Source organism: Streptococcus porci DSM 23759 (genome assembly GCF_000423765.1).
Taxonomy (GTDB): domain Bacteria; phylum Bacillota; class Bacilli; order Lactobacillales; family Streptococcaceae; genus Streptococcus; species Streptococcus porci.
In genome coordinates this window covers 182,558-208,923 of sequence record NZ_AUIP01000001.1, presented here as the reverse complement: position 1 = coordinate 208,923, position 26,366 = coordinate 182,558, and the positions used below count along the sequence as shown (strand labels likewise).

General features: G+C 38.3%; 24 protein-coding genes. 4 read left to right on the top strand and 20 right to left on the bottom strand.

Annotated features, from left to right (window positions below; translation table 11 throughout):
- Window positions 1-112: 112 nt before the first annotated feature.
- A complete protein-coding gene (locus G576_RS0101145; RefSeq protein ID WP_027972996.1) occupies window positions 113-2,014 on the bottom strand; it encodes an NAD(P)/FAD-dependent oxidoreductase in 1,902 nt (633 codons plus the stop codon).
- 127 nt (window positions 2,015-2,141) lie between these two features.
- On the opposite strand from G576_RS0101145, the gene G576_RS0101140 reads away from it, so the two are divergent.
- The gene (locus tag G576_RS0101140) at window positions 2,142-2,684 is read left to right on the top strand and encodes a Gx transporter family protein (protein ID WP_027972995.1); all 543 of its coding nucleotides are present in this window, start codon (window positions 2,142-2,144) and stop codon (window positions 2,682-2,684) included.
- 31 nt (window positions 2,685-2,715) lie between these two features.
- Here G576_RS0101140 and G576_RS0101135 read toward each other — a convergent pair whose 3' ends face one another.
- The 5 genes from G576_RS0101135 to G576_RS0101115 form a co-directional block, all read right to left on the bottom strand.
- Window positions 2,716-3,438 (bottom strand): DUF3307 domain-containing protein, encoded by a 723-nt coding sequence (locus tag G576_RS0101135; protein WP_027972994.1) that lies wholly within the window; start codon window positions 3,436-3,438, stop codon window positions 2,716-2,718.
- 36 nt (window positions 3,439-3,474) lie between these two features.
- Window positions 3,475-4,137 (bottom strand): SatD family protein, encoded by a 663-nt coding sequence (locus G576_RS0101130; protein WP_027972993.1) that lies wholly within the window; start codon window positions 4,135-4,137, stop codon window positions 3,475-3,477.
- Window positions 4,138-4,256: 119 nt separating this feature from the next.
- On the bottom strand, window positions 4,257-5,816 hold the full coding sequence (gene ffh / locus G576_RS0101125) for a signal recognition particle protein (protein ID WP_027972992.1): 1,560 nt from the start codon (window positions 5,814-5,816) through the stop codon (window positions 4,257-4,259).
- 95 nt (window positions 5,817-5,911) lie between these two features.
- Window positions 5,912-6,244 carry a putative DNA-binding protein gene (locus tag G576_RS0101120; protein WP_027972991.1) on the bottom strand — a complete coding sequence of 111 codons (333 nt, stop codon included), beginning with the start codon at window positions 6,242-6,244 and terminating at the stop codon, window positions 5,912-5,914.
- A gap of 269 nt (window positions 6,245-6,513) precedes the next feature.
- Window positions 6,514-7,212 carry a GntR family transcriptional regulator gene (locus tag G576_RS0101115; protein WP_027972990.1) on the bottom strand — a complete coding sequence of 233 codons (699 nt, stop codon included), beginning with the start codon at window positions 7,210-7,212 and terminating at the stop codon, window positions 6,514-6,516.
- A gap of 734 nt (window positions 7,213-7,946) precedes the next feature.
- Here G576_RS0101115 and guaA point away from each other — a divergent pair.
- Complete coding sequence (gene guaA, locus G576_RS0101110; protein WP_027972989.1) at window positions 7,947-9,503, top strand: glutamine-hydrolyzing GMP synthase; 1,557 nt, start codon at window positions 7,947-7,949, stop codon at window positions 9,501-9,503.
- 152 nt (window positions 9,504-9,655) lie between these two features.
- On the opposite strand, the gene G576_RS0101105 is transcribed toward guaA, so the two are convergent.
- The 13 genes from G576_RS0101105 to gyrA form a co-directional block, all read right to left on the bottom strand.
- Window positions 9,656-10,870 carry a tyrosine-type recombinase/integrase gene (locus G576_RS0101105; RefSeq protein WP_027972988.1) on the bottom strand — a complete coding sequence of 405 codons (1,215 nt, stop codon included), beginning with the start codon at window positions 10,868-10,870 and terminating at the stop codon, window positions 9,656-9,658.
- Window positions 10,867-11,061 carry a DUF3173 family protein gene (locus G576_RS0101100; RefSeq protein ID WP_027972987.1) on the bottom strand — a complete coding sequence of 65 codons (195 nt, stop codon included), beginning with the start codon at window positions 11,059-11,061 and terminating at the stop codon, window positions 10,867-10,869. Before G576_RS0101100 ends, G576_RS0101105 begins: the two co-directional genes overlap by 4 nt.
- On the bottom strand, window positions 11,030-13,843 hold the full coding sequence (locus tag G576_RS12040) for a DUF927 domain-containing protein (RefSeq protein ID WP_051177938.1): 2,814 nt from the start codon (window positions 13,841-13,843) through the stop codon (window positions 11,030-11,032). The genes G576_RS0101100 and G576_RS12040 overlap by 32 nt, the downstream gene beginning before the upstream one ends.
- Before the next feature lie 242 nt (window positions 13,844-14,085).
- Window positions 14,086-15,105 (bottom strand): hypothetical protein, encoded by a 1,020-nt coding sequence (locus G576_RS0101090; protein WP_027972986.1) that lies wholly within the window; start codon window positions 15,103-15,105, stop codon window positions 14,086-14,088.
- Window positions 15,106-15,176: 71 nt separating this feature from the next.
- Window positions 15,177-15,689: a DUF1643 domain-containing protein gene (locus G576_RS0101085; RefSeq protein WP_027972985.1), complete on the bottom strand. Its 513-nt coding sequence runs from the start codon at window positions 15,687-15,689 to the stop codon at window positions 15,177-15,179.
- Between the two features lie 112 nt (window positions 15,690-15,801).
- Window positions 15,802-16,083, bottom strand: a complete 282-nt coding sequence (locus tag G576_RS0101080) for a hypothetical protein (RefSeq protein ID WP_027972984.1) — start codon at window positions 16,081-16,083, stop codon at window positions 15,802-15,804.
- A 70-nt stretch (window positions 16,084-16,153) separates the two neighbouring features.
- Entirely contained in the window at window positions 16,154-16,858 is a 705-nt protein-coding gene (locus tag G576_RS0101075) for a double zinc ribbon domain-containing protein (RefSeq protein ID WP_027972983.1), read from the bottom strand.
- A gap of 18 nt (window positions 16,859-16,876) precedes the next feature.
- Window positions 16,877-17,146 (bottom strand): Mor transcription activator family protein, encoded by a 270-nt coding sequence (locus G576_RS0101070; protein ID WP_027972982.1) that lies wholly within the window; start codon window positions 17,144-17,146, stop codon window positions 16,877-16,879.
- Between the two features lie 113 nt (window positions 17,147-17,259).
- Window positions 17,260-17,859, bottom strand: a complete 600-nt coding sequence (locus tag G576_RS0101065) for a recombinase family protein (RefSeq protein ID WP_027972981.1) — start codon at window positions 17,857-17,859, stop codon at window positions 17,260-17,262.
- A gap of 168 nt (window positions 17,860-18,027) precedes the next feature.
- Window positions 18,028-18,336, bottom strand: a complete 309-nt coding sequence (locus G576_RS0101055; protein WP_027972980.1) for a hypothetical protein — start codon at window positions 18,334-18,336, stop codon at window positions 18,028-18,030.
- A 214-nt stretch (window positions 18,337-18,550) separates the two neighbouring features.
- The gene (locus G576_RS0101050) at window positions 18,551-19,813 is read right to left on the bottom strand and encodes an NRAMP family divalent metal transporter (protein ID WP_027972979.1); all 1,263 of its coding nucleotides are present in this window, start codon (window positions 19,811-19,813) and stop codon (window positions 18,551-18,553) included.
- A 161-nt stretch (window positions 19,814-19,974) separates the two neighbouring features.
- The gene (locus G576_RS0101045) at window positions 19,975-20,709 is read right to left on the bottom strand and encodes a class A sortase (protein ID WP_051177936.1); all 735 of its coding nucleotides are present in this window, start codon (window positions 20,707-20,709) and stop codon (window positions 19,975-19,977) included.
- Entirely contained in the window at window positions 20,696-23,152 is a 2,457-nt protein-coding gene (gene gyrA / locus G576_RS0101040) for a DNA gyrase subunit A (RefSeq protein WP_027972977.1), read from the bottom strand. Before gyrA ends, G576_RS0101045 begins: the two co-directional genes overlap by 14 nt.
- A gap of 194 nt (window positions 23,153-23,346) precedes the next feature.
- Between gyrA and G576_RS0101030 the strand changes: the two genes are divergently transcribed.
- Together G576_RS0101030 and G576_RS0101025 are read left to right on the top strand one after the other, a co-directional pair.
- Complete coding sequence (locus G576_RS0101030) at window positions 23,347-24,330, top strand: L-lactate dehydrogenase (RefSeq protein ID WP_027972975.1); 984 nt, start codon at window positions 23,347-23,349, stop codon at window positions 24,328-24,330.
- A gap of 107 nt (window positions 24,331-24,437) precedes the next feature.
- Window positions 24,438-24,773: a hypothetical protein gene (locus tag G576_RS0101025; RefSeq protein ID WP_027972974.1), complete on the top strand. Its 336-nt coding sequence runs from the start codon at window positions 24,438-24,440 to the stop codon at window positions 24,771-24,773.
- A 212-nt stretch (window positions 24,774-24,985) separates the two neighbouring features.
- Here the strand turns inward: G576_RS0101025 and nox are convergent, their stop codons facing one another.
- Complete coding sequence (gene nox, locus G576_RS0101020; protein WP_027972973.1) at window positions 24,986-26,356, bottom strand: H2O-forming NADH oxidase; 1,371 nt, start codon at window positions 26,354-26,356, stop codon at window positions 24,986-24,988.
- Window positions 26,357-26,366 lie beyond the last annotated feature (10 nt).

Genomic DNA, 26,366 nt, shown 5'->3' with positions numbered 1-26,366 from the left:
TGTCAGATAAAGTTATTACTTTTTGGTTTCAGTATGAAAACAGAGTTACCTCTACATAGTAAGAAGTAACTCTGTCAATTATAGCATGAATGCTTCTAAAATGTGTCGTTCTTTAGGATTTTTTTCGATAGATATGCCTTGGAGTTCCATAAATCCACTTATCAAGGAACCTACCAATCCAAGGTTGAATCCAGTAATCCAAACCAAAGCTGCGACCAGCACCAGCCATGAGAGCGATAGCGACTGGAATAAACCAGATATTTACCCAGTAGAACATACCAGATAAGCTGAACATGACAACGAAAGCTGCTGTAACAGCGCTAACTAACCAAACGAAGGCACCAGCGATAAGGGCAAGACCAATAGCAATCTCAAGGACAGTCATAAATTTTTGCATAAAGAGTGCCACATCTTGGTTAGGGAGCATGAATTTCATAATCGCTTCAAACCAGTCTGGCATATCTTTCAAAACTTGCATTGGTTCCTCACCGTATGCATAACTCAAGCTGAAGACTTGATGAGCGGCTTCAGTAGTTGCTTCTGCTGCGCCTGAGGCAGCTGAAACAGTTTCAGTAGCTGCTTCAGAGGCACCTGAAGTCGCTTCTGCAGCCTGTTGCAACCAAGGGAACGGAAAGACAACTTTATCACCAAACCAAGAGTTGGTTCCAAAGAGACCAAGGGCTTTTTTAATTCCCTCATAGAGCCAAACAGACCCATAAAAAACACGGAGCGGAACTAGCCACATACGGTTTCCTTTACTTGATGTGTGGCTACCAAACATGTTACGGCCGTCCCTGACATCAAAAAATTCATGACGGAGATAAGCACCAATGTTGAAGAATGAGCTGATTGTGAAGAAGTAAAGCAAGTTTGTGAAGTGCTTCATGGCGCTTGCGATAAAGCCTGAAACATGGTATTTATCATAAACATAAGCAACCGTGTATTTGGCACCGATTGAGACCATAAAGCCATCGTACTTACCTTTATAAGCACGCTTCTCGCCACCTTTAATGGCAGCTGCAATATTCACTGCTGCTGTGTCCCCAGTTTGCTCAGCGGCTTGAACAATTTGGGGTGTTGGGCGACCTTCTGACTCTTCAAAGTAAACCAAATCACCAGCTACGTACACATTTTCCTTGCCTTTAGCTTCCATGTATTCGTTGGCAATTAGGCGTCCAGCGCGAGCTTTTTCAATATCAAAGTTACTAGCATCTGTTGTCGCTTGTACACCAGCTGTCCAGATTGACGTGTAGGTCGGGATTGTACGTCCTGATGACAAATGTAACGTTTTTTCTGTCACACTAGTAACGCCATCGTTAAGAACTAGCTCTACACCATGTTTTTCAAGGTATTTTGTCGCTTTTACTTGTTCACGATCGGTCACCATATTAAGGATTTTTGGCATAGCCTCAACAACCTTAAGCGAAAACTCTTTCGGATCAAGTTTGAATTGTTTAGCCAAAATGGGAACCCAATCAATCAGCTCACCGACCATCTCAATTCCTGTGAAACCAGCACCGATGACTGTAAAGGTAAGGAGAGCACGACGCTTAGCCTCATCATGTTCACGCATAGCACGGTAGCATGCGTCAACGATATGATCATGAAGTTTTTCAGCAGCCTCAATTGACCATAGGCTGAAGCCATGTTCTTTAACGCCTTGGATACCGAAGTCATTGGCTTCACCACCCATAGCAAGCAAAAGATAGTCAAATGGTAAAACTTGATGCTCAGCCACAACTTCTTTTTTGTCATAATCGATGCTAACAACTTTATCAGTAACCAAATCAACTTTAGGGTATTTTTTGAAAATTCGCTGAAGGTCGTACTTGATTGCTTCAGGCTCAACACGACCTGCTGCAACTTCATGTAACTCAGTCATATAAGTATGGAAAGAGTTCTTGTCAATAAGAGTGATAGTCACTTCATCGTTTTTCTTAAATGTTTTCGCCAACGAACGAGCTGCTGTGACACCAGCATAACCAGCTCCGACGATAACGATATTCTTCGTCATTTCGACATCTCCTTTAGATAAGTTACAAATATATAAAAGCATCTGTAATCGCTATTATTCTAACAAAATAGTTTGATTTTTTCAATCATATTTAGAATTTTTCACTAATTTGTGATAAAATAGTCTTATGGTTTCCCATCGTAAATTGGTCTTTATGACCATGCTGGCAGCCCAGGCTGTCATTATTTCATTTTTTGAACGTTTTTTACCAACTCCTTTTCCCTTTGCTCCAGGCGCAAAGCTAGGACTTGGAAATCTGGTCAGTATTGTCGCTATTTTTACGCTTCCGCCTAAGGATAGTCTCAAAGTTGTCCTCCTCCGACTAGGTATTTCAACTTTTCTAGCTGGATCCTTTTCGACATTTCTTTATGGATTTGTAGGAACATGGCTGAGCTACGGTATGATGTTAGTACTGAAACAGCTAGGGCCTAAACGCGTCAGTGTAATTGGCATCTCTGTCATGGGTGGAGTTATGCATAACGTTGGCCAGCTTATTGTTTTTGCTCTTATAGGTCAATCCTGGCTGGTTCTGAATTACCTTCCCATCTTATCCTTTAGTGGTATCCTATCAGGTTTCTTTGTCGGATTGACAGGAAATTACCTGTTGCAAAAAATAAAGCCCCTGCAAGAATTCCAAGAGGATTTACCAGATGGCTGGCATATCAAATAATCCCTTGGAAATTTTCTCCAAGGGATTATTTTTATAAAATCAGTAAAGCATACAACACAAGAACACTAATAATGCTGAATAAAGATCCAATCAAATAATATTCAGCAAAAATTTGATCTTTGGAAATACGATCAAAACGCGCTATCGATTTTGCTGTAAATACTAATCCTATAGCGGCATACTGCCCCCAGATAAGGAATATCCCCATAACCAATCGTTCTAACTGACCAATTAAAGCCCCTGCACCAGCCTTTGTTGCTATACCTCCTTCATCAGGTTGGTATTTACTGAAAAAGAGCTTGAAAATAATATTGACTGGCTTACTGATTAGCGTTAAAAAGAGAATGACATTGAGGATAGGATAAACGTGAATGTCTGACTGTATCACTTCCACCAAACCCTGATCATACAGGTAGTAAATCGCCAGGAGATGGAGAAGTTGATCTCCTAGAAAAACATATTTTTCCCAAGTTTTCTTTATGTACCCCTTTTTATTAAAAAAATATTTAGTGTAGTCAATCGCGGCATGAAGCAACCAAATTTTCAAAAAATACAAGCCCAGTTCAGGTTTTAACCCTAGCATCAGGTAGGTCATCAATAACGGCAAGCCCACTAGGAACACATGAATCACTAATGCTTTCCACTGTGTTCTCTTTTGATCTGCTAGCCTTTGACTTTGAAGATGAAAATCGCCCACAAAATGGCAAATCAGGGCTAGGGCCAGAGGATAATTGAAAGAAAGGAAGACAGAGATAGATCATATGGCGCAAAATTGTTCAGTTCAGTCATGTTATTTCTCCTCTTTTACTGCTTCTAGGAAGAGTTGCCCTGAAAATTCTTTGTTGCGTAAATAAATTTTAAGACCACTAGCCTTCAAACGCTTATTAAAGGCACTCGGGCTAATTTTCATTATATGGGCAATCATCTTATTTTCAAATTCTTCCTGGTAAAGGTTCATTGTTAATAATGTTTTTAATATCTCTGTTTGGTTATCAGTCCACCGCGATTTGATGAATTCGCAAGCTGCTGTCAGAGCATTGAGTTGCTTTGAAGCCTCCTCATCTCCTAAACAGAAAGCTATCTGCGTCGCTCCATAATCATTTCTTTGATGGATAAGATTAATCGCTTTTCGTGCATTCCAGAAAGCCGGTCCATCGGATCCGATACTCTGCTGGAGATTGATATCAGTTAGCATTTGGCCACTTCCTACACCAAAACGGATAACATAGGGAAGGAAACTTAAACTAATATCATCAATGAGCTGAAAAATTTTGGCATCGATCTTTAGCAAGGCTTGAAATTCATCTCCTGTAGTCACTGTAAACGGTGAGATAATCACTTCTTTATAGCGCTGATTAATCTCATCCATCAGTTGCAAAAGCTGCTTCTGAATCTGTTGCCGATTTTGTATATTCCTTGATGAAACTAAATCACCAATGAGAGCTAGATACATGAACTCACCTCCAGTGATTTCTATTATAGCGGAAATTATTTGAAATTTCCATCAAAAGGGAAATTCAATCAAAAAAAGCTAAAAAGTTACATAAATAAATCTATGTAACTTTTTTAAAACTATTTGCGCTTTTTCTTAGCTTTTTTCATCTTGTTTACTTGACGTTTCATAGCAGATTTCATGGCAAATTCTCCAATCTTACCTTTCAGTCCGCCACCAAACATCTGTGACATGTCAGGCATACCTGAACCGCCCATCATCCCTTCAAGCGCAGACATGTCCATGCCATTTAAATCAGGCATGCCAGCGGGCATATTTGGCATGTTTTTAGGGAGATTATTTGGATTGATACCCATTTGTTTCATCATAGCGTTCATATCACCTGACATAACACCTTGCATCATGGATTTCGCTTGGTTAAAATCTTTGATAAATTTATTGACTTCTACAAAACTATTTCCAGAACCATTAGCAATGCGACGCCGACGACTAGGTGTCAAAAGGTCTGGATTTTCACGCTCGGCAGGTGTCATGGAGGACACGATAGCACGTTTGCGAGCAATTTCCTTTTGATCTACTTTCAAATTTGCTAGTGCTGGGTTACCGGCCATACCAGGTAACATTTTAAGAAGGTCTTCCATAGGTCCCATGCTCTGCACTTGATCCAATTGATCGATGAAATCATTGAAATCAAAGGTGTTCTCACGCATTTTTTCAGCTAGTTCCAATGATTTTTTCTCATCATACTCCTGAGAGGCTTTCTCAATCAGAGTCAAGAGATCCCCCATTCCCAAAATGCGTGACGCCATACGATCTGGGTGGAAAGTTTCAATGTCCGTGATTTTTTCACCAGTACCAGTGAATTTAATCGGTTTACCAGTGATTTCACGAATTGATAGGGCAGCACCACCACGGGTGTCACCATCAATCTTGGTCAGAATGACCCCTGTCACTTCCAACTGTTCGTTAAATTCTCGGGCAACGTTGGCCGCTTCTTGACCAATCATGGAGTCAACGACTAAGAGAATTTCATTTGGTTGCGCTAGAGCCTTGACATCGCGAAGCTCCTGCATGAGTTTTTCATCGATTTGAAGACGCCCTGCTGTATCAATCAAGACGTAATCATTGTGATCTGCGCGAGCTTTTTCCAAACCTTGACGAACGATTTCGGTCGCTGGAACTTCTGACCTCATGTCAAAGACTGGAACGCCAATTTGACCCCCTAGAGTTTTGAGTTGATCGATAGCTGCTGGACGATAAATATCAGCCGCAATCATAAGAGGTCGGGCATTCTCTTCCTTTATGAGCTTGTTAGCTAATTTGCCAGCAAAGGTTGTCTTACCCGCCCCCTGAAGACCAACCATCATGATGATAGTAGGTATTTTAGGTGATTTGATGATTTCCGCTGTCTCAGAACCCAATATTTCTGTCAATTCTTCATTGACGATTTTGATGATTTGCTGAGAGGCGTCTAGGGTATCGATAATTTCATGACCAATGGCACGCTCACGTACGCGTTTGATGAAGGTTTTAACAACCGGAAGGGCGACATCGGCCTCTAGGAGAGCCAGACGAATTTCCTTTGTGACTTCCTGAACTTCCTTTTCAGAAAGTTTTCCTTTACGACGCAGATTTTTAAAAACGCCCTGCAAGCGTTGGGTTAAAGATTCAAATGCCATAATACAAGATACCTAGAGCATCTAATTACTAGCCGTTCAGCCAGTTCTTATTAGCTCGTTCTAATTTCCTCTCTAATTTTTAAATGCTACTGTGACTAATCGCGATTATCAATACTAGATAAAATTGATAGTTTTTCTTGAATAAAACTGTCGTTAGCGTACTTTTCAGCTATTTCATCAAAAATTTGGCTACGGACGATGTAATCAGAATACATATGTAACTTCATCTCATAGCTTTCCAAGACTTTTTCTGTGCGCTTGATATTGTCATAAACCGCCTGGCGACTCACGCCAAATTCTTCCGCAATCTCAGCAAGACTATAATCGTCGGCATAATAAAGTTCAATGTAATTCATCTGCTTATCTGTCAACAGGGCTGCATAAAATTCGAACAAAGCATTCATTCGATTGGTTTTCTCAATTTCCATAAGCTTCATTATACCAAATTTTTCAGAGTTAATAAATAAGAGAATCCGTTTCAAACTTGGACCGTCTAATATTTTACATAGCTTTAATTATGTAAAATAGAACTCTGCCGAAAAAGGTACAACCAGATAATGACTTTTTGTAGTGACGTCTTTAAAATGTCTTCCAGCTTGATTGAGAAGCTAGACTCTAGCCCGCGAAGAATTTCATAGTAATCACATGCGCCATATGGAGTGTATAAGCCACAATAGGGACGCTTAATTGTTCCCATCTAGTTATTCTCCAGATAAAATTCAAAACGATCTCCAACGTACTGACTGCGCACGTATTCAAAGGGTTGTCCATCTGTAAAGTAAGAGACCTGAGTGAGAGCCAAAAGGGCTTGGCCTTTTGCTGTATTCAAGTAACTTGCCACGCGGTCGCTAGCATTTTTAGCATAAATGGTTTGTTGACTCTTTCCAATTTCATAGCCATTATCAGTTAACGCTTGGAAGAAATGCTCAGTAATATCTGTTTGGTTAAAATTTACGATAAGTTTTTCTGGAATTGAAGTTTCCTCAAATACAACAGGAATATTGTCTGCGTAACGAACACGCACCATGCGAATGACGTAATTATTTTTATGTAAATTTAGTCGTTGCATCTCAGTCTGGCTTGCCAGCTTGCGCTGATAGGAAATCAATTTGGTTGACGGAACCTTTCCTTGCGAGCGAACGATTTCTGTAAACGAAGTGGTACCTCGCATTTTTTCTTGAACGCGATGGCCTGAGACGTAAGTACCGCTACCAAGTCGTCGCTCTAAAATTCCCTCGTCCACAAGCATTGTCACGGCGTGGCGCAGAGTCATACGGCTGACCTGAAATTCATCTGCTAAATCACGCTCGCTAGGCAGTCGGTCGCCAATTTTCCAGACGCCCTGATCAATCTGACTTTTTATAGCGTTATGGATATCTATATATGCTGGCATGATGTCTCCTTATAAATTTTCAAATAGGTACGTCCTTGATATAGGTTGTCGCAGTCAAAAAGCGCTGGGGATTCTTTCTTTGATACAGTACGCTACCCCTCTCGTTGATAATAGGGTAACTTTCCGTGCTTCGAAGGACAAGTGTTACTCCTCTGGTAAAAGATCAAGCCTAAAATTCTGTTTCAAATCTTATGATTTCCTACCACCAGCCTATCTTGACTGATTAGCTTGCCCCCACTTTTTGATAAAGGTGATTAACTTTCTCGTCCCCTCTTGTGAAAATAGCTAGCGCTTCTACCTCTTTTTCCTAGAGCCGGCTTTCAGTCTCCTTGAAAAGTTTGTCTGTAAGGCTCTGCCCTTGATAATCAAACTAAACCACTACGTTAGCAAAATAAACTACCTTATCACAAGACTAATAGACGTCAGCTCTGCTATTTCCAAACAATAAATCCCAATGTCTAAAATCCCTACAACTGTATCCCCATCTAAAGCAAGCAGTTCAATGTTATCGGCGCACCAGACGCTAAAATCGTCCTTTGTCAGACTCAGTCAGAAAAAGGTAAGCCAACAAGCTTGTAATAGACCACAGATTTTTCATATTAGCTACTGTAATTTGTAATTGTAACCATGTTTATATTTTAGCATATTCTCAAGAAAAGGACTGCAAAAAAATAAGAACTGTGCTAAAATAGAGAGGAATACGGTCTAACCTAAGGTCGTCAATAGAAAGGAAACCCATGACTGAAAATTTGACAGATGTTCAAAAAATCATCGTTCTGGACTACGGTAGCCAGTACAATCAGCTGATTGCCCGCCGTATCCGTGAGTTCGGTGTCTTTTCAGAACTCAAGAGCCACAAAATCACAGCCAATGAGCTCCGTGCCATCAATCCTATCGGAATCGTCCTCTCAGGAGGACCAAACTCTGTGTATGCCGACAATGCTTTTGGTATCGATGAGGAAATCTTTGAGTTAGGTATCCCAATTCTAGGGATTTGCTATGGTATGCAGTTGATTACGCACAAACTTGGCGGTAAGGTTGTTCCTGCTGGCGAAGCTGGAAATCGTGAATATGGTCAATCAAACCTCCGACTTCGCACGGAATCAAAACTCTTTGCAGGTACACCTGAGGAGCAACTAGTCCTTATGAGCCACGGCGATGCGGTTACTGAAATTCCAGAAGGTTTCCACTTAGTCGGTGACTCAGTAGACTGCCCTTACGCTGCAATGGAAAATACCGAGAAAAATTTCTATGGTATTCAATTCCACCCAGAAGTGCGTCATTCTATTTATGGAAATGACATTCTGAAAAATTTTGCTGTCAATATCTGTGGTGGGCGTGGCGACTGGTCAATGGACAATTTCATCGAGATGGAAATCAAGAAAATTCGTGAAACAGTTGGCGACCGCAAGGTTCTTCTTGGACTGTCTGGTGGTGTGGATTCTTCAGTCGTTGGAGTTCTTTTACAAAAAGCTATTGGTGACCAATTAACATGTATCTTTGTTGATCACGGACTTCTTCGCAAAAATGAAGGTAATCAGGTCATGGACATGCTGGGTGGTAAATTTGGGCTTAACATCATCCGAGTTGATGCCTCGAAGCGATTCCTTGATTTGCTGGCTGGTGTTGAAGACCCAGAGAAAAAACGCAAAATCATCGGTAATGAATTTGTTTATGTCTTTGATGATGAAGCAAGCAAGCTCAAAGGCGTTGATTTTTTGGCACAAGGTACTCTTTATACTGACATCATTGAGTCTGGAACAGAAACAGCGCAAACAATTAAGTCACACCACAACGTTGGCGGCCTTCCAGAAGATATGCAATTTGAATTGATTGAGCCACTTAATACGCTCTTCAAAGATGAGGTCCGTGCCCTTGGAACTGCTCTTGGTATGCCTGATGAAGTGGTTTGGCGCCAACCTTTCCCAGGACCAGGGCTCGCTATCCGCGTCATGGGGGAAATCACCGAAGAAAAACTAGAAACTGTCCGTGAATCAGACGCTATCCTTCGTGAAGAAATCGCCAAAGCCGGCCTTGACCGCGATGTATGGCAATACTTTACTGTCAATACAGGTGTTCGTTCAGTTGGTGTTATGGGAGATGGTCGTACTTACGACTACACCATCGCCATCCGCGCTATTACTTCTATTGATGGCATGACCGCAGACTTCGCTCAACTTCCATGGGATGTTCTCAAGAAAATCTCAACCCGCATAGTCAATGAAGTTGACCATGTCAACCGCATCGTCTATGATATAACAAGTAAACCACCTGCAACGGTTGAGTGGGAGTAAGATACTATCTATCTTAAGCTTTATTTTGTTGAATTTACAGGGATTTATCGCTTAGTTAAACCACTTATCTTAATTTTTAGCTAAGTTATTCCCTGCCAATTTCCCTGCCTTAACCCCCCAACGCCAATCTTTATGCGTTGGGGGGTGTTGTTTTATGTTTCTTTTTTCTTAACACTCTGATTGCCGTTAAATTTCACTTGGGTTTCTATGCTATGTTTGATAGCTATGTCTCCCTCTATTGCATTAGCTACACTTTCATCATTTCTTGACCATAGATGTGCATAGTGCTTTAGTGTAATTTCAGGGCTTGAGTGTCCTAGTCTCCTTGAAATAACTAGGACATCAATATTGTGCTCATTAATAAGATAACTTGCATGACTGTGTCTTAGTCCTTTAGCCTGTATTGGATGAACTCCACTAATCTCAGCGTGGCGTTTTATTATTCTATTAATCGTCGAGCGATATAGTGGTGCTTTTGAGTAACTGATAACGAATGGGGCTATATGTTGTTTCTCTTGTCTCTGTTTCCAATTTGTTAACAGTTGGACTGTTGTATCATCCAAAGAAACAATACGCTGACTATTGACGGTCTTTGTATAGTTTTTTACTCTATACTCTGCCTGCCCCTCTCTTTCTAGAGTACCATGTATTCGCATTTTTTTATTTACTAAGTCTATATCTGACCATTTTAAGGCTAGTCCTTCGGATACCCTTATCCCAGTCATATAGTATAGCCAAATTGCGACAAAAGACATGTGTTCATATAAGTCATCTAAGCAAAAGCTAGTCAGTACCTTTTCGAACTCTTGCTTTGTCCAATAAGCTACTGTTGTTCTTCCCTTGGAAATTGCCTCAGTTTGCTTAGAGATATTCTTTTCTAAGTACTGTATTTTTACTGCATAATCCAAAGATTTTCTAAATGCTCCATATATCATAGAAGCGTAACTTTGTGAATACCTGTTATGATTCAATAGGTAGACTCTAAATTTCTCACAGCTTGTCAAAGTTATATCTCTTAATTTAGTTTTACCAAATCTCTGTATCAACAAGTTAAGAGTTGGTTGTCTTGACCGCCATGTACCCATTTCAACACTTCGTTCATACATAGGTAAATAATGCTCTTGCATAAATCGTTTATAGGTAATATCATAGTCACTGTAATTCTTTACCTTATGATACTCAAGCTTAATTTTTGTAACTTCCTCATATGCTTCTTTAGCAGTACGAAAAGGATTACCGTGTGTTGATTTAGAGGATTTTTTCTGAATCCTCTTTCCTGTGATTTTATCTACCCCTAGTTCTACACTATAATAGAAAAAACCAGTTTTCTCATTTTTGAACACACACGGATATTTTGTTCGACTCATTTGACCTCCCCCTCAATCTTTATTCCTATCACTTTTTCAACAGCATACATAGGTACTATTCCACACCTCTTATTGAGATAAAATTCATATCCATTTTCAACAAGCCAAATTTTGGCTTGTCGAATAATGTTTTGTGCCGTATGTTTTTTATAGCCCAATTTAATGAGTAAAGTGTAATCCATTGTTTGCATTTTTATACTCCCTTATTATATCTGCTTCTACCGCAAAATTTCTCCATTGCATTGGTAACTCTATGCAATACATAGGTATTTTATGATTTTCATAGGTTACATATTTTACATTCCGTCTCGTATCTGCTATCCATTTATCCTGACTCTTCAAAAATTGGATAGCTTTTTCAACGTTTGAAATAGAGAACTCTTTTTTCAACATCTTCTTGAACTCCTCTCTGAAGAAAAAGACTCTATATACTCCGTTGTGAGGTTTAATCATTCCGATTTTCGTTCCACCTGTTGAGCATCCCTCCTTGATGTTGAATAGTCCAGCGTGAGATAAAGTATATTCCACTATCTTATTGTATAAATCAGAAGGGATTTCCCCTCTTTTTTCTAGAGCTTCTTTCTCTGTCTTTATTAAAAACTCGCAAACCCTCTTGCTGTCAATATCTATGCCCAGTAATTCTCTAACCAGAATTGCAGAACTATAAATAATAGCATATAGAGTGCCTATTCGTGTTTTAAAGTTACTTTCTGGAAGTTTCTCTAGTAGTTCAGTATAGGCTGTTTGATATACTTCTTTTATGTATCCAGTTCCCTGTTCATGTTTAAAAATTTTTTCCATGAATACATCACTGGCTACTCCATACTGCTGAGAACATCTTAGTTTGATATCATCAGCAGTAGTTCCGTTTCTGGTCCAACCTTCTTCTGAAGAGAGTTCTATATATCTCATATGTAATCCTTGGTTTGAATTAAGATAGTTTGCCATTGATACCTCCGATGTTGTAGCGATTACAGTATTGAACCGTAGCTGTTCAGATAACGTAGAAGAAGAGCTTAGTCGTAAGCGACTTCTACCTTGTCCGATTTGATACAATAGTTCAGATAAATCTGTACTTCTTGAAGCTGACAACTCGTCAATTGTAGTCACTACTCCTCTATTCTCGTTCAATATTGCAAGCAGTGCATTCTGCGTAGCACTGAATGAATACATGTTAGTTGCTGGGTTGCAGTAAATACTGTTAATTAAATGCAGTGCAGTTGTCTTACCGCTTGTTGATTGCCCGTAAAAATTTACGATTAGACTTCCTATATCTGGCTTATCCGTAATTGCTAGGTATCCTAGTACGATTGAACTGAAGCCCACACACAATGCAATCTCCATATTGCTACCAAGTACATTATTAAGGACTATTTGTTTCCAGTCTTCAAATGTACCACGTGATGGCAAATTAAATAGAGAGTCATCTGCTAGGAGACTGACTTCTGTATCTCCATAATTCCTCTTCAACCTGAAAGTTACTCTGTCTGTATCGTTTGTTTTCCAGCCAACATATGAATGGATATTCTGAATAGGGGCTGTTTTAGCCTGATAACTCAGATATTCTATAACTTTTTGAGGTACTGAAGCTAAAATAATACCAAAATTTGTTAAGTCCGAAATCTTATAAGGTGTTAGAGTGCCTCCAGATATTTTTTGGGTATTCTTTTTATCTTGAATTAGATACTGTAACTCATATTGAAATTGCTTTGTATCAGCGTTAAAGAAACTTCGGGAAATAAAGAATGGGGTGGATGATATAGTCTCTGTCTTTTTATCAGAGACTTTATAGATACCAGATTTACTAAGTTGATAATCTCCATAGGTGTATCTCTTTCCATTCATTAAGTCCTCTAGGGTTGGTACCTCTCTACTTCTTATCGAAGATTCTTTTAATAAATACTCCTCGGGACATGGATATTTAGACATGAAATCCTCAATAGTGTTACTTGAGCAACTAGCATGGAGGCACCTAAACCTACATCTTCCATATTTTGTGATAGTGAAGCATGCTCCACTATCCGTATTTGAATGATCTTTCATAGGGCAAGACTTGAATGGATATAATTTAGTGCCATGTTCATCTTCTTTATATGAACTACACTCTAAATTGTAATGTTTTAGCCATTCTTCTCCTTTTGCCGAGATATACGGTCTCACCTCTTCCACTTCGTTTTTTTGTTCGACTGTTTCGTTCGTCAGCTCCACAGTTGCTATCTGTAAGCGCGTGATGAGTGTATTCAGGTTTTCTTCTGTCAAACCAGTCTCTATCTCACTAGGTACCCATAGAAGTCTACTTTGACGGTATGGTCGCTCAGGAGTGTCGCCCCCTTTACAGTTCAATGTACCATATAGTCGAGTTATTCGACTTGGATTGTAAACTGTAACATCAATTTTAGCTTGCTGATTGGAGAATTTCTTATCTAACAGGCCTAGGATTTTTTTAACTTTACTTTTTGTTGTATCGGCTGGTAGAAAGTTTAAAGGTACCAAGAAATGAATACCATTTCCCGAATCTGCAATAATTACTCTATCTTTGCCACATACCTCGTTGGTCACAAACCAGTCTAGAATCTCATCAGCTAATGTAACGGCAGATTGTTTTTCTATTTCTGTAGCGCAAGTTCCGCTTGGTCGCTCAGGGTCAATATCTATTAGCATAAAGCGGTAGGCAGTAACATCGCTATCTTTTATCGCCTGCTTACCTAAATCACAATCATCACTAATCATGTTAAAGGTGGTATAGTAGGCATATTTAGTATCATCAGACACATGGGGAGCTACATCAAAGCACTCAATTTGAGACACTAAGTTTTTAGTGGTTTGTTTCCCTAAGAAACGTAAATTGATTTTCTGAATCCCATAATCCCTTAAAACATCTAGTGTTCGACCTGTCTCAGAGATGATAGTTTCGTTATCAATCTCATTTTGTGACACTTGATACACTAAATTATTAACATAGTTATTACTCATGGTAACACTCCTTTTATAATTTTATTTGTGTTTTCTTTTGCAAAAGAGTATAGTCGACAGATTAACTATAAAAACTGTGAACTAAAATACAAGACAGTACTTAGTACTGAGAATGCGTATGGCTCGCTAGCTTTATTAGTCGCTCATTGACTATGGTTTTATTATAAAGGAGATTGAGTACAAAAACGACCCCAACTCCTAGAGTTGGGGTTGACATTTTGTTTTTTTTATGCTTAGAAAATCTATTCGGGAGCAAAAGGGAGTGGGAATGGTGATAAGATTTTATTATATACTGCGTCTTTTAAAGAGGATGCTATTGCAGAGTTTATATAGTGATAATTCTTGTTTTCTAGTGCGAATTTTTGGTACTCATCTAGGTTTCTTGATTGAAGAAAGAGGAAATCTAGTGCTTGGTCAATCGTAACAACGCCTTCTTTTATTTGTGTTCTGAGAATTGAATCCTCGTGTATTTTCTTTACTAACTCAGGTGAGACTGTTAATGCAAATAAGCTCAATATTATTTGCTTAGTCCTTTGAATTTCTTTGGAATTCATATCTATAATATAATCAAAATAACTATTATCATTTAGTACCACTTGCTCTTCCACTTCAAGTTTCGCTTTCAGTTCTCTATTAAAACTATCCTTAACAGGAATCTTTGAGTCAATTATTGTGTCTAAATAAACTTTTTGATATTTACTATAGGTAGTTATTAAGTTGTCAAAATATTCTTTTGAGGATTTTGACGTTTTTTGTATGATAATTAAATTATCTAATCCAAAAAGAAGCATGGAAAATAAAAAATCATCTTTTATAATGCTTTCCCATGTTTGCTCTTCAAATTGTTGTTTTTCATAGACCAGCTTACGACCAAAAATATAATAAAAATCGTTCAATAAATCATTTAAGTGAAAAAATGAAGATAGCATGTAGACGAGGTATCCTATACATCTATCAGGAACTTCCTGACGATTGATAGGTACTTTAAATTTTGCAAATTTATTTACATGTTTAGGAGTAGTCAGTTCATTTCCTTGGTTTTCATAAAAATCAAACAAGTCTCGCACCTTTTTGTAATGAGTAGTAAATTCCTGTGAAAAGCATAGAATTATAACACTAGAAAGTAGACGTTTTTGAATAGAACTCATTTTATTAGCAGATTCATTATTGTATACAACTACTTTCCTCGTATTCGTCTGTTTATTGTATGTTATATGTACATAAAAAAGATTATCGATAATGTCTTGAAATCTTATAGTCATTGTTAAAATACTCCTTTAAATCTGTGATTCATACCTTATAATTATAACAATTTTTGATTAAGAAAAATAGCTCAGTATCTTAAAGACCAACTTTTTCTCACCTGACTGGCTAATGGATGGAAATTTATTTCTTGGTATTCGTCTGTCAAGTATCTTACTTTCTGATTTAGTTGATTTTCCTCTAATATTCGGTTGATTTCAAGCATTCGTTTAGCAACTTGTTTATTTTTAAATGGTAACGAACCGCAAGCAACTATTACCTCGCTAGATTGTTTGACGCATTCTACTATATGATAGTCATTATCTACATTCGTTGCCTTTCTGTAATTTTTCTTATCAATATCATACTTGGAAAATAGATTTACACTATAAAAGCCACCATATCCCAACTTATAGACATTTTTAGTAATTAACATCATTGTCATGTCATCACCTACCAAATCACTGGAGCTAGGGTAGAGAGTTAGAACAGTAACCATAGGCTTATTACTATTCCATTGTTTACTAAGAACGTAGCGATGTTGTTTATTACTAGACTCAATGATTTCTATCTTGATATCAACGCTTGACTGTTTTTTTGCCATAATACTCCTTTCTCTGTTCGTTTCTAGCTTGTTGAATCTCATTTAAACAAGAAGATACAATTACAATAATTACATCTAAGCATAATTGTTCCAAGAACAAATCTAATCCCTCCTATTCAATAATATATGCTTGAAGTTTGTTTTCAATCAACAACCCAGTTAGAAGTGGTATATCGGTTTTTATGTTAGTAATAACATACACAATCAATTCTTCGTAGGCATAATAATAGACTCTTACGGAACTATCTGTAAGTACCTCTTTATAATTAGCTGGTAAAAGCTCAGTATCTAACTCAGACACAGATAGCTCATGACTCTCGTAGGCTATTTTATTATAATCTATTAAAAAATGTTTAGTATATTTTAGTTTTTCTATTAATTCTCTATGGTTCATTTGCATTCACTTTCAACGTTAACTAACAATAAAAGAACACCGTACAAGTTCGGTGTTCTTTTAAAGATTGCTATTTTTTGCTAAAGTTAAAGAAAATCATCCAATCGTTTGGCAGATCTTCTCCGTATTTTTCTTTTCTATAAAGTAAATAATTTGCTTTGCGCGCTATTAATGCACCAGCAATAAGACCACCATATGGAATAAGCCAAATTACAAAACTCGCAATTGCCATCGGTATCATTCCTTTTGAGAAAAACCATATTGGTAGAATAAAAAAGGTAGCCCAGTTAAATTTTCCTTGATACTCTTCATTGGAGTTTTGTATTTTAGTAAATTCTTCTTGGTAGTAAGTAGAATAATTTTCAAATGAAAAATTACCCCTTGTAGATTGAAAATTTTGATTAAACTGCGTTTGCTTTAGTCTAAAGCCACATGATGTACAAATCTCTTGACCAACTCTTGTATGTGCACCACAATTTTGACAATAATTTTCGCCATTTAATGGTTTTATACCACAATTCGTACAAATTTCAGCTTTTTCATTTACTTCATTACCACAACTTCTACAAAAAGATTTAGGCAAATTGTTAATATCTGAGCTATTTACTATATTTTTTCTGAGATTTACCCCACATGAAATACAAATTTCTTGTTCAGGATTAGTAGTTACCCCACAATTATAACAGTATGCATTTCCATGTTGTGGGTTTACGCCACAACTTAAACAGTATTCAGCATTTTTATTTACTTCTTTACCACATGTTTTACAAAACATCTTTTTCACGCTCCATTTTTATTTTCTATGATTTACTTCTTGTATAACTCTATTAATATGCCTAGTAGAATAGCCATACTTCTTTGCAATGTCTCTTGAATTACTTCCGTCATACTCGGAAGATACTATTCTTTGTAGCCCCTCCTTTGATAATAATCTCATGGGGAAACTAATATAAGCTCCTTTGTAATGAGTGTATAGACGAAAAGCATTTTCTTTCCCTATTAATATAGCTAACTCCATATAAAGTTTACTCCAGTCATCAGGTTTTGTCTCTTCTAATGCCATTCTTGATTTCTCCTATATCTAAATTAAACTATCCTTTCTAAGACAAATCAATAGTATAATGACCTAGACAAAGGTTTCATAAAAGTCTGATATTTGTCATTAAGTATTTCTCTTTATCTCATTCTTTTCTGTATAATATAGACTGTCTGCCTTGATATACCGTTCTCTTTAGCTATTTGTGTAACTGGTAGTCCTTCTTCAAGCATTCGCTTAATATTATGATAGATTAGTCTGTCCTTAGCATTTTTAGCATTTTCATGATACTGTATGGGGCGTCCCTTATAAACTCCACGCTGTTTAGCTAATTGGATTCCTTGGCGCTGTCTTTCTAAGATTTTTTCACGCTCATTTTGTGCTATATATCCTAATAATGATAGAAACATATCAAACATTGCTGTATCAAGTGTATTATTACCTGTATTGAAATTTAAAAAAGGCGCATCTAGTATAGTTAACTTGATACACCTTTGCTGTAATCGTCTAACAATTTCTTTTATGTCTTGGTAATCTCTACCTAGTCTATCAAGAGAAGCTACTATAATTTCGTCACCTTCTCTCGCAAATTTCAATAGATTCTTTAATTCCTTACGATTCATATCTTTACCACTGACTTTTTCACTAAAAACTTTATCGGCACAGACTTGTTTCATCATTTCAATTTGTCTAGCTAAGTTTTGGTCTTTAGTAGATGCTCTTATATATCCTATTTTCATCTGTCCTCCTTTTTTGTCATGTATTTTTTACAATTCTGATAGATAACTTACTTAGCTTATCATTGTCAATTATAGATACACTTATTTTAGACGTTTTATTTCTTTTTCTTTAATTCGTTTGAAACAGACTTAGCAATTAATGCTATCACTTCTAGAACCAATGTCAGACTAAACATCTTCTTTCCCTTTCTGTAAAAATTTATATTCTAGTAACAGATGTTCTTTTACTATTCCAACCAGAATGCCTGTTTGAGTAGCATCTAGTGAACTTATAAAGTAGATATAGAATAGGCCATACATGTAACCATCTACTTTAACCCTCTTCTCTAGAAAAAGATTGAGATACTCACTAGGAAGTAAATCTACATCTAACTCTATAAAGTCAAAAACATTACTCTCATTGCTAATTTCTTCAATTTGAATCTCCCCTTTTATATATTTAGATAAATAATTTATAACTATTGTTTTTTGGTTCATAGAGCCTCACTTTCTATTCTTAAAATATCCCTGCCTATTTCCCTGCCACATTCATTATTAGCTATTGATAAATCTATTACTTGTGCTATTTTTTAATTATTGAGTGGGAATAGAATAAGTTACTCAACAAACCGCATGAAACCTGTTGTTTCAGCGGTTTTACTATTTGTATTTTGCATATCAAAAAGCCTCCCAAAAGGAGGCTTTTGTGGTATTAGATTGCTCCTGTAAACCAAGCATAGACAAAGAAGATAGCAAATCCAAAAAGATAGATAAGACCTGCCCATGAAAGGTATTTCAACCAAGGAGCAATATGGTGCTTCTCATTATCAACCAATTTATAGTTTAGATAGGCAAAGAACGGTGTTGTGATAAAAGAGCCCACCATTGCAAAACGAAGCATGGTTGCAACCGAACCTGCAAAAGCAAAGGCAATGATAATACCCGCAAGAGAGGTTAAAGTCATCCAAACTGTCAGAACCTTTTGGGAAGCTTTTTCTCGTCCCATCAACAAACGTAGGGCTTCATTATTGGCGCGTGAATAACCATCAACAACTGTAATCACGGTACCAAACATACAGAGAAAGGCAATAAATGTGATGAGAAGTTTTGACCAATCCCCCAATACAGAAGCATACATTTGTACAAACTGCGCAATGTAGGCTGCTGATGCTCCCTGTACAGGTTCACCATTTCCGTATTGAATTAGGGCTCCAAGGGCTAGGAAAATCAATGCAAGGATCGCTGTTCCGATATAACCAACGTTGAAGTCAAATGTCGCATCATCTTCGTTGAAGTCAACTTCCTTACTTTTTTCTACTGACCAAAGGGAAGTGATGGTTGAGATTTCGATAGGTGCTGGCATCCAGCCCATCAGAGACACTAGGAATGGAAGCGAAGCCATTTGCCAAGGTGAGGTAACAACAAAATCAGGAGCGTATTCACGGTGCTGGAAGAGAGCAACAACAACTGCTGTTACAGTTGCGATTGTCAAAGAAATCATAATCCACTTAGATAAACCATCGAGGAACTTGTAGCCTCCAAGTAAAAGCATCCCCCAAACAACAACAATAATGATAGCTGTCCACTGAGACGCATTTAGTCCAAGTGAATTAGGGAAAAAGTTAGAAATAATAGCTGCACAGATCATCGCAACGCCTGCTGTATTAACCATAGCTGAAAAAACATTTAGTAAGAAGTAAACAATGAGGTTTAGTTTTCCTTTCTCTGCATAACCTTCAACTAAGTTTTTACCATTTTCTGCTGTGTATTGTGAGCCAAATCGGAAAAACGGGTATTTAAAAAGGTTAATCAATAGCACTAAGACTGCTAGTTGCCAGCCATAAAGGGCTCCAGCTTGAGTCGATGAAACAATGTGTGACCCTCCTACTGCGGCTGAGGCCATCAGGACACCAGGTCCCATAGCTTTTAATTTCGTTTGCCAAGTTGAGACTGAGTTTTGCTTATTTTCTGTCATAAAACATCTCCTAAATTAATTTTCTGACTATTCAGAATAGCGTGTTAATATTATATACTTGATTCAGAAAATTTGCAAGGGGTTTTCACAAGAATGTTCACTTCCTGAAAGGAGTATATTCAGATAAAAAAGCTCCTTTTACAAGGAGCAATTCGAATGATTTACCAAGAAACTTGGTTATAACTTTGTTCAAAGGCTTTTTTTGCAGTCTGATCAGCATCGTCGAAAGTAGTTTGATTTTCGAGAACACCCTTGACAATCGTACGCTGAGTTGCCTCGGCATCTGTACAAGTCACTAGGGTCACCTCACTGATACCTTCATGATCTGCTAACACATAAATTGAATCTGGAGCTACGATTTCCACGCTGGTAATCACATAAGTATAGATGTTGTCTTTATCGGTCAGGTAGATGGACATGCCATTTTTGGCATTTTCTAGCGGAGAAAAGAGCATCTGCGAAGCACCAACCATAGCAAAAACATGGTGACTGGCCAGAGTATAATTTCCCTGTCCCATAATCTGATCTTCTTTCATGGTTCCTGCACCGTATGAAAGTTCTGTATTACCTAGCCCTTTGAAAATTGGTAAGTTAATTTTTAAATCTGGAATGGCAATGCCTCCAATAACAGGGAGATTTTGCGCTTCCATTTGCGCTTTTAAAATAGATTCTGTTGATATCGACTGAACTGCCTCGAAATCAAAACTCGTTTTTGCAGACTTATTCTTATTAATCGTTTCCTTAGAAACTTGTGAAACTTGATACTTATTTGAATTCCAAGCAATCAAGGTATTGCGGATAGATTTATTAAAAACCAAGGCTAAACCAGCAACCAGAAGCAGGAAAATAATCAAATTATGAAAAAATCTGCCAAAGGATTTCTTATTCTTCCTCATCAGCACCACCAACTTCTGCCACTTCTGATTTAGTCAAAGCAAAGGTTACAATCTTAGCCTCATCAGCCAGACGCATAACTTTAACCCCTTGCGTTGAACGTCCTGTTTGTGAAATATTGGCAACACTAGTCCGGATGATGATCCCTGTGTCAGTGATAATCATAATATCCTCATCACCAGACACCGTCAGAAGCCCCGCAAGAGGACCGTTTTTCTCTGTGATATTGGCAGTCTTGATACCTTTACCACCACGACCTTTAGTTGGGTATTCGCTAGCAGCAGTACGCTTTCCATATCCTTTTTCAGTGATGACTAGGACTTCTTGGTCTTGAGAAATGGCAGAGGCAGCAACAACGATATCTCCATCTCTAAGGGTAATTCCTTTAACGCCAGTCGCAACACGGCTCATGCCGCGCACGCTATCCTCTCGGAATCGGACAGAATAACCAGTCCTAGTACCGATAATAATATCGTCCTCTCCACTTGTCAAAATAACATTAATCAGCTGATCTTCCTCTCTCAAATTAAGAGCGCGCAGGCCATTTTGACGAATGTTGGCAAATTCGGCAACGTTAGTTCTCTTAACTATCCCTTGTCGAGTTGTGAAGAAGAAATGTTTACCTTGAAAATCTTCCTTGGTCAAGTTAATGACTGTTTGAATCGTTTCACCCTCATCAAGTTTTAACAAATTAACAATCGGAAGTCCCTTGGCAGTTCGCCCGTATTCTGGAATTTCATATGCCTTGAGACGATAAACACGACCAAAGTTTGTAAAGAAGAAGAGATGATCATGGGTTGAAGTCGATACCAGGTCCTTAACAAAGTCATCATCATTAACACCCGTACCTTGTACACCACGTCCGCCACGTTTTTGAGCACGGAACTCATCCTGAGCCAAACGCTTGATATAACCCTTATTTGAAAGGGTGATAAGGACATCTTCTTCCTCAATCAAGTCCTCATCTTCAAGTGTTAGCACTTCTCCAACCATCAGTTCAGTACGACGGTCATCCGCATATTTACGCTTGGTCTCATCAAGTTCTTCCTTGATAATAGTCACAACGCGCTCAGGTTTAGCCAAAATATCAGCCAAATCAGCAATCAAGTTCAATAAGTCATCGTATTCAGACTGAATCTTGTCACGTTCCAGTCCTGTCAAACGGCGCAGGCGCATATCAAGAATGGCCTGACTTTGACGTTCTGATAAGTCAAAACGTGACATGAGCTCAGCCTGCGCTTCTGAGTCCGTCTGACTGCCTCGGATGATAGCAATGACCTCATCTAAATGATCGAGAGCAATCAGCAATCCTTCCAAAATGTGAGCACGAGCTTCTGCTTTTTCCTTATCAAAGCGAGTACGACGAACAATAACCTCTTTTTGGTGCTCAATGTAATTATCGATGATTTGGCGAAGAGAGAGGATTTTTGGAACTCCCTTCTCAATAGCTAGCATATTGAAACTGAAGTTAGTTTGTAGGCTAGTTAGTTTAAAGAGATTATTCAGGATAACGTTAGCTGATGCATCACGGCGAACCTCGATAACAAAACGAACCCCTTCACGGCTAGATTCATCACGGACTGCGGTAATTCCCTCAATACGTTTTTCCTGAGCAAGACGGACAATGTGCTCATGCACCTTTGTCTTATTGACACCGTAAGGGAACTCCGTTACCACAATACGCTCACGGCCAGTCTTAGTTAGCTCAATTTCTGTACGAGAACGTAAGACGATTGAGCCTTTCCCAGTTTCATAGGCACGATGAATACCTGATTTCCCCATCACAAGGGCACCTGTTGGGAAGTCAGGACCAGGTAAGACTTCCATCAGGTCACGTGTAGTCACCTCAGGATTGTCCATAACCAATTTCACAGCATCAATAGATTCCCCCAAATTATGAGGTGGAATATTGGTCGCCATACCAACCGCAATACCAGTCGCGCCATTGACCAAAAGATTTGGAAAACGTGCTGGGAGAACTAGTGGCTCACGCTCTGAACCGTCGTAGTTATCTTGAAAGTCAACGGTATTTTTATTGATGTCACGTAGCATTTCCAGAGCAATTTTTGACATCCGCGCCTCAGTATAACGCTGGGCTGCAGCACCATCTCCATCCATGGAACCAAAGTTTCCATGCCCATCAACAAGCATGTGACGATAAGACCACCACTGAGCCATACGAACCATAGCTTCATAGATTGAACTATCGCCATGTGGGTGGTATTTACCCATAACATCACCGGTGATACGGGCAGATTTCTTGTGTGGTTTATCTGGTGTCACACCCAGCTCATTCATCCCATAAAGAATACGGCGATGCACTGGCTTCAAACCATCACGAACATCTGGTAAAGCCCGTGAAACGATAACTGACATAGCATAATCAATGAAGGAAGTCTTCATCTCACTAGTCAAATTAACATCTACTAAATTTCTATCTTGCATTTGAAAAAATGCCTCTTTTCTTTCCAAAAGTCTTTATTATTATATCATAAATTTCCTGAAAATTCAGTATTGGCATCGCTTTCTGTAAGCAATTTTCATTTTTAGCCTTTCTTCCGTGACAAACTACAGAGAACGTGATAAAATAATTGGTGTATGGGAATGTCCCAGAAGAAAAAATAAGGAGATGTTTAGACATGACTGCAACTAAACAACACAAAAAAGTTATCCTTGTCGGTGATGGTGCCGTTGGATCATCTTACGCTTTTGCTTTGGTAACACAAAATATTGGTCAAGAGCTTGGAATCATTGATATTTTTAAAGAAAAAACTCAAGGTGATGCAGAAGACCTCTCTCACGCATTGGCTTTCACTTCACCGAAAAAAATCTATGCAGCTGACTATGCTGATTGCCACGACGCTGACCTTGTTGTCTTGACAGCTGGTGCGCCACAAAAACCAGGTGAAACTCGTCTTGACTTGGTTGAAAAAAACTTGCGTATTAACAAAGAAGTTGTTACTTCTATCGTTGAGTCAGGTTTCAACGGAATTTTCCTCGTTGCAGCTAACCCAGTTGATGTATTGACTTACTCAACTTGGAAATTCTCAGGCTTCCCTAAAGAACGCGTTATCGGTTCAGGTACTTCACTTGACTCAGCTCGTTTCCGTCAAGCACTTGCTGATAAAATTGGGGTTGATGCACGTTCAGTTCACGCTTACATCATGGGTGAACACGGCGACTCAGAATTTGCAGTTTGGTCACACGCTAACGTTGCCGGTGTTAAACTTTATGACTGGCTTCAAGCAAACCGCGACATTGATGAACAAGGTCTTGTTGATCTCTTTATCTCAGTTCGTGACGCAGCTTACTCAATCATTAATAAAAAAGGTGCAACCTACTACGGTATCGCAGTAGCCCTTGCTCGTATCACAAAAGCTATTTTTGACGATGAAAAAGCGGTGCTTCCATTGTCAGTCTTCCAAGCAGGTCAATACACTGGTGTTGAAGATGTCTTTGTTGGACAGCCAGCAATTATCGGTGCACACGGTATCGTACGTCCAGTCAATATCCCACTTAGCGATGCGGAATTGCAAAAAATGCAAGCATCTGCGGCTGAATTGAAAGCAATCATTGATGAAGCATTTGCTAAAGAAGAGTTTGCAGCAGCCTGCAAAAATTAATTTTGTCTGAGAACAGTATAAAGGGGATTTCCATAATGGAATCTCCTTTTCTTCTTGACATGACCTATTTTTGTATTATAATGTTATATTAATTGGAGGTTTTAGAGATGAAAAAAGAGCCGATTACTAAAATTATTAGTAAGAGATTATTTTATGTCGTTCTACTACTCATGACTATTCTATATGTTGTGGCTTTTCTGATGAAAGAGACTCCAAGTTCCGTGATACTATTCACTCCCTTACTCGGTATGACGCGGCATGATTGGAAAGCTATTTCAACAGATAGTATTCAATATCTTTTAGTAAGCCTAGCCTTAATATTAAGCTATCCAATAATGATGCTTGTTATTGGAATTGGAAAACCTACGACACACTACTATTCTCTCTCCATCTACTTTCTCGCAATTCTATATATTCTTTACCTAAACCGCAAAAAAAGCTGAATGTCTGTTCAGCTTTTTTCATTGATTACTTTTGTATTGACATAAATGCCTAAATACTAGCAATTCTTTCTAGTATTTAAATAATAACCTAAAAGAGTCAACTAGACTGTTCCCCTTCTTACTAGTTTCTTAGAGGTGATTTAAAATTTCTACTAGAATAGCCTAGTTATCTAATTGGCAAGGTAGGGTTAAAAATAGGATTACAGACATTTTTAATCCTTTGCACTAAGTGCTGCCATTGTGATATAGTTGTATGGCTTATTGAAGTGTGGTAAGAAGAAGATATCTGTCAAAGCAAGTTTCTCAATTGTCACCCCTTCTTGAATAGCAAGTGAGAACATGTGGATGCCCATTGAGATATCTTCACGTGCTACCATTTGAGCACCAAGGATACGGCGTGACTCTTTATCATAAACAATCTTGATGGTCACTGGGAAGTTACCATGTTCAATAAATTCTGGCTTTTGATTGTCAGTATACTCAGTTACAGCTGCATCAAAACCAAGACGTTTTGCTTTTTCAAGTGTCAAACCAGTTGATACCATGTGAAGTCCATAAATTGAGATACCATTTGATCCTTGTACACCGATACCTTCAAGATCCGTACCACAAATGTTGTGAGCTGCTACGATGCCAGTGCGTACTGCGTTTGAAGCAAGTGCGATATAGCTTGTGTCGCGAGTTGCGTTATCATAGATTGTCGCACAGTCACCGATAGCGTAAACATCTGGATTTGATGTTTGTTGACGTTTATTTACAAGGAAAGCGCCATTGCGGAAAAGCTCGATTTGACCATTCGCAAGAGCTGTGTTTGGACGGAAACCAACGGCAAGGATTACCATGTCCACATCATATTCGTTCTTGTCAGTGATGATTTTTTCAACCTTACCGTTACCAGCAACTTCTTTAACAGTCTCACCAAAAGCAAGTTGGATACCATGTTCTTCAAGATTTTTAGACATAAGGTCTGTCAAATCTCTATCGTAGTAACCTGCCAAGCAAGTATCAACAACATCGATAAGAACAACTTCTTTACCTTTACGTTGGAAAGCTTCAGCAAGCTCAACACCGATATAACCTGCTCCTACTACTGCAACACGGTTGATGTCTTTATTTTTCAATTTTTCAATAACATCAGCTGAGTTTTGGTAAAGTTTTACAAATTGAAGATTTTCTAAAGTCGCTTCAAATTCAAGTGAACCCTCTTTGATCTCGGCTCCCTTGATTGGAGGCAAGATTGGTTGTGAACCTGTCGCAAAAAGAAGTTTGTCGTAGCTTTCAACGTGTTTCTCACCATTGACAATAGCTGTTACTTCTTTTTTGTCGTAGTCAACAGACTCAACTGGTGATTCCATGTAAACTTTAGCTCCAAGGCTTTCCAACTCTGCTTTGTCTGAGTAGAATAGTCCTTCTGGACCAGCAATTTGCTCACCAATCCACAGTGCCATACCACAGCCTAGGAAAGAAATGTTTGAGTTCTGGTCAAAAACAACGATTTCATTAGCATCACCGTAATTCGTCAACATAGTTTTAATTGCGGCAGTACCTGCGTGGTTTGCACCAATAACAACGATTTTAGACATAGTAAAATCC